This window comes from Agromyces sp. MMS24-K17 (genome assembly GCF_043950245.1).
GTDB lineage: Bacteria > Actinomycetota > Actinomycetes > Actinomycetales > Microbacteriaceae > Agromyces.
On record NZ_CP171640.1, the window covers coordinates 1,083,122 to 1,098,251 of the forward strand.

The window sequence follows — 15,130 nt, forward strand, 5'->3', positions numbered from 1 at the left end:
TCGCCGCGCTGCCAGTCGGCTACGCGCCCGGTCGCACCACGCCGTGCTCGTACGCGTAGACGACCGCGTGCACGCGGTCGCGCAGCGCGAGCTTCTGCAGCACCTTCGACACGTGCGTCTTCACGGTCGCCTCGCCCACCCAGAGGCGCTGGGCGATCTCGGCGTTCGAGCGCCCCTCGGCGAGGAGTTCGAGCACCTCGCGCTCGCGGTCGGTGAGCGTCGCGAGCGCGCTGCCCGCGCCATGCGCCACTGGCGCGTTGCGCGAGGACGCGAATGGTCGCTCCGGCGAGCCTGAAGCGACGATTCGGGTCCGCGCGGCGGCGATCACGGCGCGCGTGACGTCCGGCGAGAGCAGCGCGTCGCCGCGGGCGACGACCTGCACGGCGTCGATGAGCTGCTCGGGGCTGGAGTTCTTGAGCAGGAACCCGCTGGCACCCGCCTCGAGCGCCTCGAACAGGTAGTCCTCGCGGTTGAAGGTCGTGAGCACGAGCACCGCCGGTCGTTCGCCGCGCTCGGCCACGATCCGCCGCGTCGCGGCGAGTCCGTCGAGCCCGGGCATCTGCACGTCCATGCAGACCACGTCGGGATCGAGCTCGGCGACCGCGGCGATCGCGGCGAGGCCGTCGGCTGCCTCGCCCACGACCTCGATGCCCGGTTCGGAGTCGAGGATGGTGCGGAACCCGCCCCGCACCAGCGCCTGGTCGTCGACGATGAGCACCCGGACGCTCACGAGGCGTCACCTCCGTTCGCGGCGGAACCGGGCGCGGCGACGGATGCCTCGGCGAGCCGCCGCAGCGGCAGCGTCGCCCGCACGAGGTAGCCGCCGCGATGCCGCGGCCCGAACTCGAGCGTGCCGCCGACCACCGCGACCCGTTCGCGCATGCCCGCCTGCCCGAGCCCGCCGCGGCCGGTCGCCGCCGCGCGGCCCGCGCCGGTGTCGGTGACCTCGACCTCGACGCTCGCGTCGTCCCAGCGCACGCGGAGCTCGGCCGTCGCGGCGGCGCCGGCGTGCTTGCGCACGTTCGTCAGGGCCTCCTGGGCGATCCGGTACGAGGTGAGGCCCACGAGGGTGCTCGCCTCGCGCGGCTCGCCGACGACGGTGAAGGTCGTCGGGATGCCGCTCGCCGTCGTGGCGTCGGCGAGGGCGGCCAGGTCGGCGAAGCCGCGGGCGGGTGCGTCCGACGGCCGGGGGTCGGCGCCCGCGGCGGGGCCGGTGCCCGCATTCGCCGGGGCATCCGCATCGCTCGGGGCATCCGTGGAGCGCGGGGCATCCGTGCCGTCGAAGGCGTCCGAGCCCTGGCGCAGGGTGCCGAGCAGGCCGTGCAGCTCGGCGATCGCCTCGCGGGCGCTGTCCTCGATCGCGACCAGCGAGGCGGTCGCCGCCTCGGGATCGCGGGCGAGCACGCGACGGGCGGCGCCCGCCTGCACGCCGATGACCGACACGTGGTGCGCGACGACGTCGTGCAGCTCGCGCGCGATCCGGAGGCGCTCGATGGCGACCGCCTGCGCCCGCGTGCGCTCGCGTTCGGCGGCGAGCTCGACGGTGCGCTGCTCGAGCGCCGCGCGCGACCGTGCCGACCGGTAGGCGTTGTCGCCGAAGAACCAGGCGCCGCCGAAGAACAGCAGGTTCGTGAGGATGTTGATGAGCGCGTAGGCGACGTACGGCGAGACGAGCCCGTCGACCTCGCGCGACAGGTCGGGCAGGTGGTCGGGCATGTTCGACGAGACGATCACGTCCCAGAAGAGCCAGCCGAGCATGCCGACGACGATGACGCCGCGCACGACCTGGGCGATCAGGCGGTTCCGCCCCCACGCGCCGATCGAGTAGATGGCGATGAACAGGTCGATGTTCGAGAAGAGCAGGTCGCCCGACTGCGTGAGCGCGCCGACGACGAACGCGGCCGTGAGCACGATCGCGACGAGCTCCGGCTGCAGGCGCCGGGCGGCGAGCGGCAGGGTCATCGCGGCCGCCCACACGAGGGTCGCCCAGAACGGCACGCCCTCGGCCCAGCCCGAGGCCCGGTACAGCCAGGCGGAGGCGACCGACGCGGCGAACAGGACGACGGCCAGCACGGCGTCGTTGCGCAGGCCCGCCCGGCCGGGCCGGGGACGGACCCACTCGACGCCGTCGAGCACGGGCGGGGCGGAGGTCACCCCGCCACGCTAGCGGCGGGCGCCGGGCGGGGCATCCGTCGCGCGGGTGATCCCGTCACCCCGCCGCAGGTTCACCGCACCTCGTACTGGAGCGTCACCTGCCCGCCCGGGTGCTCGACCGCGTGGTGGAACGCGAGGCGCCGCTCGCCGAGGTCTCCGGGCGTGAACGACCGGCCGGCCCCGATGAGCACCGGGAGGATCCGCAGTCGCAGCACGTCGACGAGGCCCGCCCGCAGGAGGTCGTCGGCGAGGTCGAGGCTGCCCCAGACGATGGTCGACCCGTCCAGCTCACGGAGCTCGGCCACCGCGTCGAGGTCGCGCAGGATGCCGATCTCGTCGTCGCCCCACGGCGCCCGGTCGAGCGTCGTGGAGACGACGTGCTTCGGCAGGCGGGCGATGGGCACGGCCACGCGCTCGACCTCGGCGTCGGCGGCCGGCCAGTAGGCGGCGAACATCTCGTAGGTGGCGCGGCCCAGCACGATGCGGTCGACCGTCTCGAGCAGGGCGAGCTGGTCGTGGTCGTCGGCGTTGAGCCGGTCGACCGAGCCGAAGTAGTCGATGCCGCCCTCGGCGTCGGCCGCGTAGCCGTCGGCGCTCACGATCTGCTCGAGGATGAGCCGGCCCATCAGCGCGGCTCGCCCGACGTCGCCTGCTGCGCCGCCAGCTGCTCGTCGAGCATCTCGAGCGCCGACGACCAGCCGTCGTACACGTCGTCGCCCGGGCCGGCGACGAGGCCGCGCACCGAGAACGTCAGTTCGGTGCGGTCGCCGTCGTCGAGCTCGGCGAGCTCGACCACGATGACGGGCCGATCCTCGTCGACGTCGTCGGGACCGCCCCACGTGAAGACCAGGCGCGACGGCGGGTCGACCTCGCGGTAGACGCCGGCCGTCGGGTACTCCCGCCCGTCGGCCGGGTTCACCATCGTGTAGGCGTACTCGCCGCCGACCTCGGCGCGCAGCCGCACGCTGCCCGGCTTGATCTCGATGCCGCGCGGATGCCACCACTCGGCGGCGTCGGCCTCGGTCGTCCAGGCCTGCCACACCAGCTCGCGCGGTGCGTCGAACACGCGCACGATCTCGAAGCCGTCAGTCTCGTTCGTCTCGGACACGTCGGTCCCCCTTCATCTCGCGGAGTCGCGCATCGAGCCGGTCGAACCGTTCGTTCCATTCGATGCGGTGGCGCTCGACCCACGCGGATGCCTCGTCGAGCGGCTCGGTGCGCAGGGTGCAGGTGCGCCACTGCGCGTTCGCGGTGCGCTCGATGAGCCCGGCGCGCTCGAGCACCCGGAGGTGCTGCGAGATCGCGGGACGGCTCATCGCGAACGGCTCGGCCAGCTCGCCGACGGTCGCCGCGCCCTCGCGGAGGCGGGTGATGATCGCCCGCCTGGTCGGGTCGGCGAGGGCCTGGAAGACCAGGCTCAACTCGTCGGATGCACCCATGTAAGCAACTCCTTAATTAATGATCTGCTTAACTTACGACGGTGAGGATCTCTCGTCAACCGTTTCCGGCAGGGGGATGGCGTCGGATTTCCCGCACTGGGTACGCTCGGTCGACATGACCCAGTCGACCTCGCCCGACCTCCCCGCGACCGGCGCGGCGCCCGACGAGCGCGTCATCCGGCCCGAGGTCCCGCCCTCGGGCTTCGGCTGCGTCGAGTGCCTCGCGCACCCCGAGGGCTGGTGGGTCCACCTCCGGCGCTGCGCCTGGTGCGGGCACATCGGATGCTGCGACACGTCGCCCGAGCAGCACGCCACGCGGCACGCGCACGAGTCGGGGCATCCGGTGGCGCGATCGTTCGAGCCCGGTGAGAGCTGGTTCTGGGACTACGAGCGCAACGAGCCCACCGAACCGGCCGACGGCGTCGACCTCGTGCCGCCCGTGAGCCGCCCGGTGCCGCAGGGCTCGCCCGCCCCGCGCGACCGAGTGCCCGCGGACTGGCGCCGGCGCATCCACCGCGTCGGCGTGGAGCCCCCGCCCGAGGCCTGAGCGGCGAGGACTGAGCGGCGAGGTCCGAGCGGCGAGGTCCGAGCGGCGGCGCCGGCTCGCCGCCGCGTGCCGCAGAATCGAGTCGGGACCCGCACCACCCGCGCGAAGGAGCCGCACCCATGCCGAAGCCGTCCACGATCGATCGCGGCGCGGCCGCCGGCGACCTCGAGCGGATGCTCCGCCCCGGGCAGGTCTCCACCGACGCTGCCGTCCTCGACGAGTACGCGCAAGACGACGCCGAATGGGCCGACTTCACCCCGCCCGTCGCCGTCGTCTTCGCCGAGACCGCCGACGACGTCGCCGCGGTCGTGCGCTACGCCGGGGCATCCGGCCTGTCGGTCGTGCCGCGCGGGGCGGGCACCGGACTGTCGGGCGGCGCGAACGCGCTCGTCGACTCCATCGTGCTGTCGCTCGAGCGGATGACCCGCATCGTCGAGGTGAACCGCGCCGAGCGCTACGTGCGCGCGGAACCCGGCGTGATCAACGACGTCCTCCGCGAAGCCGTGGCCGAGCACGGGCTCTGGTACCCGCCCGACCCGGCCTCGTACAAGATCTCGACCATCGGCGGCAACGCCGCCACGAACGCCGGCGGCATCTGCTGCGTGAAGTACGGCGTCACCCGCGACTACGTGCTCGGCCTCACCGTCGTGCTCGCCGACGGGTCGATCGTCGAGCTCGGGCGGCGCACCGCCAAGGGCGTCACCGGGTACGACCTCACCGCGCTCATGGTCGGCTCCGAGGGCACCCTCGGCATCATCGTCGAGCTCACGCTGAAGCTGCTGCCGCTCGCCGGCCGCGAGGAGCGCGCCGTCGTCGGCACGTTCGGCTCGCTCGAGGCCGCCGGCGAGGCCGTCGCCGCGATCTCGGCGGCCGGCATCGTGCCCTCGGCGCTCGAGATCATCGACCGCACCTGCATCGAGGCGGTCGAGGCCTGGCAGCACCTCGGGCTCCCGCAGGGCGCCGACACGCTCCTGCTCGCGAAGGTCGACGACGTCGGGGCCCGCGGCGACGAGCTCGTGGCCTCCGTCGCCGCCCGCATGGCCGAAGCGGGGGCGCTCGGCGTCGAACGGGCGACCGACCCCGACGAGGTCGACCGGCTCTTCCTCGCGCGCCGGCTCGCGTACCCGTCGCTCGAGCGCCTCGGCCCCGTGCTGACCGAGGACATCTGCGTGCCGCGCGGCGCGGTGCCCGAGATGCTCGGCCGCATCCGGGCCACCGCCGCCGAGCACGACGTCGTGATCGCGAACATCGCGCACGCCGGCGACGGCAACCTGCACCCGCTGATCATCGCGCCCGAGGGCGACGACGCCGCGAAGGCCCGGGCGAAGATCGCGTTCGACCGGATCGTCGACGACTGCCGCGCGCTCGGCGGCACCGTCACCGGTGAGCACGGGGTCGGCCTGCTGAAGCTGCCGGGCGCACGTTCGGAGCTCGGCGAGCGGGTGCTCGGGATGCACCGGGCGATCAAGGACGCGCTCGACCCGCACGGGGTGCTGAACCCGGGGAAGGCGTTCCCGGCGTAGGGCCGCCTCGCGGGCGGATCAGGCCCCGGTGCCCCAGGCGAAGCCGTCGGGGTCGGTGAACGCGCCGCCGCCGTCGATCACCAGGCGGTGCGAACCGCTGCCCTCGGCGGGCACCCCGGCGGCCTTCGCCAGCGCACGACGCTTGTAGAGGCCGAGCAGGATCGGGCTCCCCGGGGTGGTGAACTCGACGTACGCGCCGAAGCTCTTGCCGACGGCGAGGCCCCGGTCGACGTAGAAGCGCTTGGTCGCCCCGATGTCGTCGGCGCCGAGCAGCAGCACGATGCGCTCGATGTCGGCGGTGGCCGGGCCGGAGTCCTTCTTCGCGGACGTGGCGATGGTCCAGATGGCGCCGTCGGGCGCGCGGAGGTTGCCGCCCACGCCCCAGAGGGACTTCTCGACGGGCTTGACGACCGTCGCGCCGGCGGCGAGGCCCCGCTCGAACAGGAGGCGCACGTCGGCCGGCTGGGCCACGTTGAGCGAGAGCGTGTAGCCGCGGAAGCCGCTCGTCGGGGCATCCGTGGCGCGCACCTTCACGCGGTCGCCGATGCCGAACGCGGTCGCGTAGAAGCGCTCGGCGTCGGCCGCCGCGGCGGTGTCGTCGGTCTCGAGGGTGACGGAGTCGATGGTGGTGATCGTGTCGGTGGAGTTCATGGAAGCGACGCTACGAGCGGCCGCGGGGGTGCCGCTTCTCGATTCCTGCTCGATGCGCGGTCTACTCAGCCGCGGGGCGCGCGAGCCACTCCAGCAGCACCCGGTTGAAGGCCTTCGGCTGCTCGATGTTGGCCGCGTGGCCGTCCTCGGGGATCACGACCGACGACGCGAGCGGGTTGAGCGCGGCGCTCGCGGCGGCGTGGGTGGCGGGCCAGAGCTCGCTCTCGGCGCCCGCGACGAAGCGCACGGGCACCGACGCCGAGGCGATCGTGTCGCGCCAGTCGCGCCGGGCGTGGTCGCCGATGAGCTCGAGCTCGGCGGGCGTCAGCTGACGCGGAAGCTTCTGCGGCTGGAGCGCGCGCAGCACCCGTGCGATCCGTACGACGCCCTTCGACCTCGCCGGCACGCGCCCCGGGTCGGGGATGCCCGTCGCGAAGTAGGTGTCGCGGTTCTGTTCGTCGTAGCCGTAGAACCCGTGCGGCCAGGTCGCGTCGTTCAGCATCTTCGGGGTCTGGTCGACGATGAGGATGTTCCGGACGCGCGCCGTTGCCGCCCGCGAGGCGGGGTCGGCGTCGGCGAGCAGCGCCCAGATCGAGTTCCCGCCGAGCGAGCCGCCGACGAGGCTGACGTCCGCGAGATCGAGGGTCTCGAGCAGGTCGCGGATGTCCCGCCCGTGGCGTTGCATGGTGTGCCCGCCGTCCGGCCCGACCTCGGATGCCCCGTGCCCGCGCTTGTCGAGGGCGATGACGCGGTACCCGGCCCGGGCGAGCGCGCGCTGCTGAGACTTCCAGCTGGTGGTCGCGGCCCGGAACCCGGCGACCAGCACGACGGGTCGGCCGGCGGGATCGCCGTGCTCGTCGACGTGCAGCCGGGTGCCGTCGGATGCGGTGATGGTGGGCATCGGCGCCTGCCTCTCGGTTCCGGCCTCGATGCCGGTGGTGCGGGGAATCCGGGTCGTGCGGGAGTTCAGTCTGTCAGCCGAGCGGCTCGGCACGCAGGTCGCGCACGTGGGTGAACTCCTGGTCCCAGAGCAGGTAGATCAGCCAGTTCGGCAGCAGGTACGACTCCTGGAGGAAGTTCGCCTGCGAGGCGTGGATGGTCCAGCCCTCGTGCTTCTTCCCGACCTCGGCGCTCATCGCGTACTCGGGGTGCGGCTGGTTCGCGACGACGAACTTCCCCGTCTCGCCGCCGAAGATCGAGAGGGCCGTGGTGGGGCTGATCGTGTAGACGAGGTGGTCGGGTCCGCGGTAGTCGCCGTCGGATGCCTCGAGCTCGGCGATCGCCCGCTCCGCGACCTCGCCCATCCGCATGTGGTCCTTGTGGCCCGTCGCGCCGGATTCCGGCCAGAAGGCGACGACCACGTCGGGCTTCACCCGTCGCAGCTCGGCGACGACGCGCTCGACGAGTTCGTCCTCGTCGACTTCGGGGAGCCCGCCGTCGGGGTAGTCCCAGACGACGTGGCGGTCGACGCCGAGGTTCCAGCTGTTCTTGAGCGCCTCGGCCTTGCGGATGTCGCCGAGGTCGGACTGCCGGCCGACGGGCGGGGACTGCTCGCCGGCCTCGCCGCGGGTGGCGGTGATCATCGCGGTGTACGCGCCGTCCCGCTGCTTCGCGCGCCAGAACAGGCCGTTGACGGTCTGCTCGTCGTCGGGGTGGGCGAACACGCCCAGTACGCGGGTGCCGCCGAGCTCGCCGATGACGGAGTCGACGCCGCGGGCGGTCGGTTCGTGGAAGAGGCTGCGGCCGGCCCAGTACAGGCCGCCGACGAGGGTGACGAGGACGGCGGCGATGACGATGAGCGCGACGGTGCGCTTGCGCATGGTGGGGCCTTCGGTTCGGGGGAGGGATGCCTCGTAGGGGAGGATCCGGAGCATCGTATCCGGAGGGCGGCGCGCGACCGAATCGGCGGGCGGACCGGGCGTTCCGACGGGCCGGTCCGAGGCGCGCGCGAAGGTGGCCGATCAAATACAGACAACCCTGTCGGTTTTCTGTATGCTGCTCATCGGCCCGGCCGCGCACGGAGGCGCGGCGGCCACGACCGGGAGCATCGATGGAGAGCATCACCAAGAACCCGCAGCCGCCCGCGACCCTGCGCGCCATGATCGAACGCGCGTACGGCGCCGACCTCGTGCCCGAGGGCGACGACTTCGCCGAGGAGCTGACGCACGGCTGGTTCAACGTCGCCTACATCGTGCGCCTGAGGGACGGCCGGCGGACCGTGCTGAAGATCGCCCCGCCGGCCGGCGTGGAGGTGCTCACCCGCGAGGTCGACATGATGCGCACCGAGATCGCCGCGATGGAGCTCGTGCGCGAGCGCACGGCCGTGCCGGTGCCCCGCATCGACCACGCCGACCTGTCGCGCGACCTGGTCGACGCCGACTGGTTCTTCATGGAGTACGTCGACGCCGACAACTTCGGCCTCGCCGCCGAGGCCGGCCGCCTCGAGCCCGACGTGATCGCCGCCGCCGAGCGGGAGCTCGGCGCGATGAACCGCGAGCTGAACGGCATCGTCGGCGAGTTCTTCGGCCCGCTGCCGGGGCCGGGGTCGGCGACCTGGCGGGAGGCGTTCACGATCATGATCGAGGACACCCTGCGCGACGGCGAGAAGGTCGGCATCGACCTGGGCTGGACGTTCGACGACATCCGCTCGGTGCTCGCGGAGCACGCCGACGCGCTCGACGAGGTGACCGAGCCGCGGTTCGTCGAGCTCGACCTCTGGACGAAGAACTCGATGATCCGCGACGGGCGCATCGTCGCCATCCTCGACCACGAGCGCGCCGTCTGGGGCGACCCGCTCATGGAGGCCGGGCTCACCGGCATCGACCTGCCCGACTTCGGCGACCCGACGCCGTTCGCGACCGGCTTCGGCATCGAGGTCGCCGAGCTCACCGAGTCGGAGCGAACCCGCCGCCGGCTGTACACGCTCTACCTCGTCGTGATCATGACCGTCGAGACCGGGTTCCGGAAGTCCGACGCCTGGGTGTACGCCTGGTCGCGGAGCCTGCTGGACGCGTTGATGGAGCAGTTCGGTCGCACCCGGCCGGAGTCCGTCGAGGCGACGATCGGCTAACGCTTCGCGGCGCGCTCGCCGGCCTCCGGCCGGAGGAGGAACTTGGCGGCGAGCCATCCGAGCACCGCGGTCGTCAGCCAGACGATGACCGTCGCGAGGATCCACGCGGCGATGCCGTCGAAGCTGAGCCCGTCGCTCAGCAGCGTCGCGAGCCAGAGCGCGACGAACGTCGAGAGCAGTCCGGCGATGCCGGCCACCGTCGGCGCCGAGCGGTGGAAGAGCTTGCGCACGAGCCAGTCGATGAGGGCCTGGGCGAGGGCGAACACGAGGATCGCGACGAAGAACCCGGCCCAGTGCAGGTGGAACGCGGGTACGAGCAGCGCCGCGAGCGCGAGCCCGAGCGCGGCGGTCCCGAGGAAGACGGCGAAGCGGATCAGCAGGCGCACCATGCTCGGAGGCTACCGCCGCGCCGCGCATCCGTTGCCGGGGCGTGCCGGGCGGGAGCATGATGGGCGGGTGGCCCGACCGGAGTCCCCGGCGTGAGCACGCCGGACCCGGCGATCGATCCCGCATCGTCGCCGACGTCGACGCCCCGCCGCGTGCAGGGCGTCTACTTCTCGCTCCTGCTCGGGAACACCCTCGCCGCCTCGTTCATCTGGGGCGTGAACACGCTGTTCCTGCTCGACGCGGGGCTGTCGAACTTCGAGGCGTTCGCCGCGAACGCGTTCTTCTCGGCCGGCATGGTGATCTTCGAGGTGCCGACCGGCGTCGTCGCCGACACCCTCGGCCGGCGCGTCTCGTACCTGCTCGGCACGCTGACGCTCGCCGTGACGACCGTGCTCTACTGGCTGCTCTGGTTCTGGGAGGCGCCGTTCGCGTGGTGGGCGGTCGTGTCGGTGCTGCTCGGCCTGGGCTTCACGTTCTTCTCCGGCGCGGTCGAGGCGTGGCTCGTCGACGCGCTGACGGCGACCGGCTACACCGGCAGCCTCGAGCGGGTGTTCGGCCGCGGCACGGCGATCTCGGGCGCGGCGATGTTCGTCGGGTCGCTGGCCGGCGGCGCGATCGCGCAGGCGACGAACCTCGGCGTGCCGTTCCTCGTGCGTGCCGGGATCCTCGTCGTGATGTTCGTCGTCGCGGCGTTCGTGATGCACGACCTGGGCTTCACCCCGGCGGGCCGGACGAACCCGATCCGGGCGACGAAGGAGGTCTTCAAGGCCTCCGTGCACTACGGCCTGGGCCGGCCGGCCGTGCGCTACATGATGTTCGCGTCGTTCTTCACGACGGGCGTCAGCTTCTACGTCTTCTACGCGCTGCAGCCGTACCTGGTCGAGCTCTGGGGCGACGAGGGCGCGTACTCGATCGCGGGCCTCGCGGCCGCGATCCTCTCGGCCTCGCAGGTCGCGGGCGGATGGCTCGCGCCATGGGTGCGGGGCCGCTTCCGCCGTCGCACCACGACGGCCATCCTGAGCGTCGTCGTGAGCGTCGGCGTGCTGGTCGCCCTCGGGCTGAACCGCAACTTCTGGTTCGCGCTGGTGCTGCTCGTGCTGTGGGGGCTCGTCGAGGCTGCGGCCGGGCCGGTGCGCCAGGCGTACGTGAACGACATGATCCCGTCGCAGCAGCGGGCGACGGTGCTCTCGTTCGACTCGCTGCTCGGCAGCGCCGGCGGCACGGTGATCCAGCCGGTGCTCGGGCGCTCCGCCGACCTCTGGGGGTACCCCGGATCGATGCTCGTGAGCGGCGCGTTCCAGGTGCTCGCCACCCCGTTCGTGTGGCTCAGCCGACGGCAGTCGGAGGCGGCCGACCTGGCCGCCGACGGGGGCGTCGGCTCCGAGTCGGCCGCGGAGGTTCCCGACCCGACCGATCGGTGAACACCCCGCTACCCCCCTTGCGGGGGACAAGCCGAGGTGCGTATCCTGCCCGGAATGCTTCGTCCGCATCGCCCGCGCACCACCACCTCCGCCGTTGCCGTCGCCGGCGCGGCGGTCGTCGCGGTATGCGCGATCGCGTTCGGCATCGGCGTGCACGCGGCGGTCGGCGACCACGACGGCCCCGGGGTGCTGCTCGCCCACCCGGGCATCGCACCCAGCGACCCGGCCGTCGACGGCAGCGGCGGCTCGCTCGCCGACGGCCGCGGATCGGCGGACGACGCCGGCGACGACGAGCGACCGATCGACGGGTCGCCCGCACCGACGCCGGCGCCGACCCCGGTGCCCGGCCCGACGCCCGCGCCCACGCCCGACGCCGGCACGCCGGCCCCGACGCATCCGCGGGTCTCGACGGACCCGACCGACCCGATGTCGCCGAGGTACAACCCCTACGTCACGCCGGGCGACCCCGCCTTCGTGACCGACGAGGCCAAGCGAGCCTGGCTCGGGCGGCAGGCCGTCGTGCGCGCGTGCATGGCCGAGGCCGGGTTCTCCTACCTCGAATGGCAGTGGTGGTTCGGCGGGAGCCCGCTGCCGCCGAACCTCGACGCCGCCGGCGAGGCGGCGTGGATGGCGGCGTTGCGCGGCAGCGGCGGTGCGGATGCCTCGACCGGCGGCTGCGAGGCCGTCGCCGCGCAGGCGGCCGAGGAGGCCGACGCTGCGGGGACCCCGCTCGATGCGCCCATCCCGCCCGCCCCCGACGGCCCGACCCAGCGCGAGCACTGGCTGGAGTTCCAGGACGCGGTGCGCACGTGTATGTCGGATGCCGGGTACGAGTACCGGTACTGGGAGTATTGGAACCCCGCCTATCCGGCGACCGGCGGGTCGCCCGCCATGCCGACGGGACTCGACGACGCGCAGCGCGCCGCCTGGAACACCGCGGCGTTCGGCGACGCGGCGGGCGGCGACGGGTCGACCGCATCGGGCGGGTGCTGGACGGTGGGCGCGCAGCAGGCGGCCTGGCGCGAGTGGGGGTAGGTCTCGATACGGTCGCTGCGCGACCTACTCGACCACCGGCGCGGGGGCGGGGTGCTCGCCGAGGGTGTGCACGATGCCGTTCAGCGGCGCGGCATCCGCTCCCCAGAGGGCGATGACCGACGCCGCGAGCTCGTCCTCGAGCCCCGCGAGCGCGCGCACGCGGAACGTGACGGCCGCGGCCGACCTGGCCTCGGTGCGGAAGCCGTCGGCGACCGCCTGCATCCACGCCTCGCTCGCCGCCTTCACCGACACGTAGTTCGCGCCGCCCGCGCGCGGACGCTCGACCGAGGTCGACGAGACGATCGCGAGGCGGCCCGCCTCGGAGTCGACCAGGTCGCCCCAGAAGGCCAGCGTGACGTGCCGGAGCGAGGTGAACGAGCGCTCGAGCGCCCGGTAGTCGTCGTCGCTCTGCGACACGATCGAGCCGCCGCCGCGCCATCCGCCGACGAGGTGGATCACCCCGTCGACCTCGCCGACGCGCGAGTGCACGCGCATCGCGAGCTCGAGCACCTCGTCCTCGTCGGTGAGGTCGGCGACCTCGCCGACCACGCCCGGCACCTCCTCCTCGAGCGAGCGGATGCGGTCGTGGTCGCTGCCGACGGCGACGACGCGCGCGCCGACGCCGAGCAGGCCCGCCGCGACCGCGCGGCCGGAGGCGCTGGTCGCTCCCGCGATCAGCACCGTCCGGCCGGCGAGCGGCGGTCGCGCCGCGTCAGGCATCCGGGGCGCGTCCCGTGATGCCGACCGTCGACTCGATGACGCCGCGCATCTTCTTCTCGAACGCCTCGTAGAACATCGACAGCGGGAACTCGTCGTCCATCACGAGGTCGGTGTAGCCCTTCGGCGGGCCGGCGAGCACCTCGCGCGGCAGCCCCTCGGCCCACGTCGACGCCGGGTTCGGCGCGAGCACCCCGCGCACGAGCTCGTACGCCGCGAGCCAGTGCACCGTCTTGGGCCGGTCGATCGACGTCCAGTACAGCTCGTCGATCGCGTCGCCCAGCTCGACGACGGCGGCGGGCACGGCCGCCCAGTCGAAGTCGAGCGACGTGTCGGTCCAGTGCAGCACGTGCTTGCGGTGCAGCCACGCGAACAGCAGCTGGCCGCCGAGCCCGTCGTAGTTGCGCACCCGCGACCCGGTGATCGGGAAGCGGAACAGCCGGTCGAACAGCACCGCGAACTGCACGAGCGCCGCGTGCTCCCGGGTCACGTCGTCGGCCGAGGCATCCGCCTGGATCTTGACCGCCTCCCGGTACGCCGTGAGGTCGCAGCGCAGCTCCTCCAGCGAGTACAGGAAGTACGGCATGCGCTGCTTGATCATGAACGGGTCGAACGGCAGGTCGCCGCGCATGTGCGTGCGGTCGTGGATGAGGTCCCACATCACGAACGTGCGCTCGGCGAGCTCCTGGTCGTCGAGCAGGCGCGCGGCCGCCTCGGGGAGGTCGAGCCTCGTGATCTCCGTCGCCGCGCGCACGACGCGACGATAGCGCGCCGCCTCGCGGTCCTGGAAGATCGCTCCCCAGGTGAACCGCGGGATCTCCCGCATCGCCACCGTCTCGGGGAAGAGCACCGCCGAGTTGGTGTCGTAGCCGGGGGTGAAGTCGACGAGCCGGAGGCTCACGAACAGCTTGTTGCCGTACGACTCCGCCTCGAGCCGCTCGATGAACTCGGGCCAGATCGCCTCGACGACGAGCGCCTCGACGTGCCGGTCGGTCGAGCCGTTCTGCGTGTACATCGGGAACACCACGAGGTGGCGCACGCCGTCGACGCGGTGCTGCTGCGGCTGGAACGCGACGAGCGAGTCGAGGAAGTCGGGCACCCCGAAGCCGCCGTCGCGCCACGTGGCGAAGTCCGCCGGCAGCGCGGCGAGGTAGGCCGCGTCGTGCGGGAAGCGCGGCGCGAGCTCGCGGATCGACGCGACGATCGCGTCGACGAGGGCGGATGCCTCGCCGCGCGGGTCGGCCACGACGTCGGATGCCGCGGGCACCGAGCCGTCCTGCGCCTGGAGGGCCTGGAGGGCCGTCGCGGCCTCCTTCAGGCGGAGCCACGCGGGGTCGAGCTCGATGTCGGCGGCCAGCGCGACCGTCGCGGCGGTGACCTCGAACGCCTCGTCCTCGAGGACCTCGGGTTCGCCCACGATGCTGTCTGTCGTCGTCTGTGACATCGGAACCTCCGTCCTCCGGCCGGGCCGCGGCGTGCGGCAGTGCGCGACGGGAATCGTCGCTCAGGCAAGGCTAGGCGCGGGGAGCCTGCGATGGGTTGCGACCGCACGCGGGTTCGTTGCGTGTGCACGGTGAGCCGCGCACGGGCTCGCAGCCCGCCGCAACGGACCGCCGTCGGCCGGGGTCAGAGCGCCTTGATCATGTGCAGCGAGGCCGCCTCGAACCCGAGCGCCTCGTACAGCTCGATCGCCGGCAGGTTGAACGCGAACACGTTGAGGCCGAGCGTCGGGGCGCCGTGCGCCTTCGCGAACTCGGCGGCGTACTCCATCGCGGCGCGGCCGATCCCGCGGCGGCGGTGCGGCTCGCGCACGTGGATGTCCCACACCCACCACTGGTCGCCGCCCTCGCTCCACGGGCCGAGCCACAGCCAGCCGACGTCCTCGCCGTCGACGAGGATCGCGAACAGATGCTGGCCGTCGATCAGGCGGCCGTCGGGGAAGAACCGGTCGACCGAGGCCTGCCGGCCCGCCCGCGCCTCCTCCTCGGAGTCGCCGGCGCGCAGGCGCGCCGCCTCGTAGTAGGCCATCGACTCGGGCAGCCAGAGCGCCACGTCCTCCTCGCCCATGGGGGCGTACTCGATCCGCATCCCCACATCGTGACATCCGACACGGCCGCCGCATAGCGCTCGCATAGCCTCGTCGCGTACCGTTGCCGAGGTATCCCCGCACCCTCACCGAGAGGCTC

The 15,130-nt window shown here is 73.1% G+C and carries 17 protein-coding genes; 5 read left to right on the top strand and 12 right to left on the bottom strand.

Annotated elements, in window-relative coordinates; translation table 11 throughout:
* Window positions 1-19: 19 nt before the first annotated feature.
* From ACGGZK_RS04860 to ACGGZK_RS04880, 5 genes are all read right to left on the bottom strand, one after another.
* On the bottom strand, window positions 20-730 hold the full coding sequence (locus tag ACGGZK_RS04860; RefSeq protein ID WP_395245132.1) for a response regulator: 711 nt from the start codon (window positions 728-730) through the stop codon (window positions 20-22).
* Window positions 727-2,154, bottom strand: a complete 1,428-nt coding sequence (locus ACGGZK_RS04865; protein ID WP_395245133.1) for a sensor histidine kinase — start codon at window positions 2,152-2,154, stop codon at window positions 727-729. The genes ACGGZK_RS04860 and ACGGZK_RS04865 overlap by 4 nt, the downstream gene beginning before the upstream one ends.
* Window positions 2,155-2,225: 71 nt before the next feature.
* Entirely contained in the window at window positions 2,226-2,780 is a 555-nt protein-coding gene (locus ACGGZK_RS04870) for a dihydrofolate reductase family protein (RefSeq protein ID WP_395245134.1), read from the bottom strand.
* On the bottom strand, window positions 2,780-3,262 hold the full coding sequence (locus ACGGZK_RS04875; RefSeq protein ID WP_395245135.1) for an SRPBCC domain-containing protein: 483 nt from the start codon (window positions 3,260-3,262) through the stop codon (window positions 2,780-2,782). The genes ACGGZK_RS04870 and ACGGZK_RS04875 overlap by 1 nt, the downstream gene beginning before the upstream one ends.
* Window positions 3,240-3,593, bottom strand: coding sequence for an ArsR/SmtB family transcription factor (locus ACGGZK_RS04880; RefSeq protein ID WP_395245136.1), 354 nt, complete (start codon window positions 3,591-3,593; stop codon window positions 3,240-3,242). The genes ACGGZK_RS04875 and ACGGZK_RS04880 overlap by 23 nt, the downstream gene beginning before the upstream one ends.
* Window positions 3,594-3,708: 115 nt before the next feature.
* On the opposite strand from ACGGZK_RS04880, the gene ACGGZK_RS04885 reads away from it, so the two are divergent.
* Both ACGGZK_RS04885 and ACGGZK_RS04890 read left to right on the top strand, forming a co-directional pair.
* Window positions 3,709-4,140, top strand: coding sequence for a UBP-type zinc finger domain-containing protein (locus ACGGZK_RS04885; protein ID WP_395245137.1), 432 nt, complete (start codon window positions 3,709-3,711; stop codon window positions 4,138-4,140).
* Window positions 4,141-4,259: 119 nt separating this feature from the next.
* Complete coding sequence (locus ACGGZK_RS04890; protein ID WP_395245138.1) at window positions 4,260-5,663, top strand: FAD-binding oxidoreductase; 1,404 nt, start codon at window positions 4,260-4,262, stop codon at window positions 5,661-5,663.
* Between the two features lie 18 nt (window positions 5,664-5,681).
* Here the strand turns inward: ACGGZK_RS04890 and ACGGZK_RS04895 are convergent, their stop codons facing one another.
* The 3 genes from ACGGZK_RS04895 to ACGGZK_RS04905 all read right to left on the bottom strand — a co-directional run bounded on the left by ACGGZK_RS04895 (window position 5,682) and on the right by ACGGZK_RS04905 (window position 8,134).
* Window positions 5,682-6,314: a glyoxalase gene (locus tag ACGGZK_RS04895; RefSeq protein ID WP_395245139.1), complete on the bottom strand. Its 633-nt coding sequence runs from the start codon at window positions 6,312-6,314 to the stop codon at window positions 5,682-5,684.
* A 61-nt stretch (window positions 6,315-6,375) separates the two neighbouring features.
* Window positions 6,376-7,215: an alpha/beta fold hydrolase gene (locus ACGGZK_RS04900; RefSeq protein ID WP_395245140.1), complete on the bottom strand. Its 840-nt coding sequence runs from the start codon at window positions 7,213-7,215 to the stop codon at window positions 6,376-6,378.
* Window positions 7,216-7,288: 73 nt separating this feature from the next.
* Entirely contained in the window at window positions 7,289-8,134 is an 846-nt protein-coding gene (locus ACGGZK_RS04905) for a PIG-L deacetylase family protein (protein ID WP_395245141.1), read from the bottom strand.
* A 230-nt stretch (window positions 8,135-8,364) separates the two neighbouring features.
* Between ACGGZK_RS04905 and ACGGZK_RS04910 the strand changes: the two genes are divergently transcribed.
* Window positions 8,365-9,384, top strand: coding sequence for a phosphotransferase family protein (locus ACGGZK_RS04910; RefSeq protein WP_395245142.1), 1,020 nt, complete (start codon window positions 8,365-8,367; stop codon window positions 9,382-9,384).
* Here the strand turns inward: ACGGZK_RS04910 and ACGGZK_RS04915 are convergent.
* Window positions 9,381-9,773 carry a hypothetical protein gene (locus ACGGZK_RS04915; protein WP_395245143.1) on the bottom strand — a complete coding sequence of 131 codons (393 nt, stop codon included), beginning with the start codon at window positions 9,771-9,773 and terminating at the stop codon, window positions 9,381-9,383. The two genes, ACGGZK_RS04910 and ACGGZK_RS04915, sit on opposite strands and share 4 nt — an antisense overlap.
* Before the next feature lie 90 nt (window positions 9,774-9,863).
* Between ACGGZK_RS04915 and ACGGZK_RS04920 the strand changes: the two genes are divergently transcribed.
* Window positions 9,864-11,192 (top strand): MFS transporter, encoded by a 1,329-nt coding sequence (locus ACGGZK_RS04920; protein ID WP_395245144.1) that lies wholly within the window; start codon window positions 9,864-9,866, stop codon window positions 11,190-11,192.
* A gap of 54 nt (window positions 11,193-11,246) precedes the next feature.
* A complete protein-coding gene (locus ACGGZK_RS04925) occupies window positions 11,247-12,227 on the top strand; it encodes a hypothetical protein (protein ID WP_395245145.1) in 981 nt (326 codons plus the stop codon).
* Window positions 12,228-12,251: 24 nt separating this feature from the next.
* Here the strand turns inward: ACGGZK_RS04925 and ACGGZK_RS04930 are convergent, their stop codons facing one another.
* The 3 genes from ACGGZK_RS04930 to ACGGZK_RS04940 form a co-directional block, all read right to left on the bottom strand.
* Entirely contained in the window at window positions 12,252-12,947 is a 696-nt protein-coding gene (locus ACGGZK_RS04930; protein ID WP_395245146.1) for an SDR family NAD(P)-dependent oxidoreductase, read from the bottom strand.
* Window positions 12,940-14,388: a DUF6421 family protein gene (locus ACGGZK_RS04935; protein ID WP_395245147.1), complete on the bottom strand. Its 1,449-nt coding sequence runs from the start codon at window positions 14,386-14,388 to the stop codon at window positions 12,940-12,942. The genes ACGGZK_RS04930 and ACGGZK_RS04935 overlap by 8 nt, the downstream gene beginning before the upstream one ends.
* A gap of 182 nt (window positions 14,389-14,570) precedes the next feature.
* Window positions 14,571-15,032 carry a GNAT family N-acetyltransferase gene (locus tag ACGGZK_RS04940; protein WP_395245148.1) on the bottom strand — a complete coding sequence of 154 codons (462 nt, stop codon included), beginning with the start codon at window positions 15,030-15,032 and terminating at the stop codon, window positions 14,571-14,573.
* Between the last annotated feature and the right edge of the window lie 98 nt (window positions 15,033-15,130).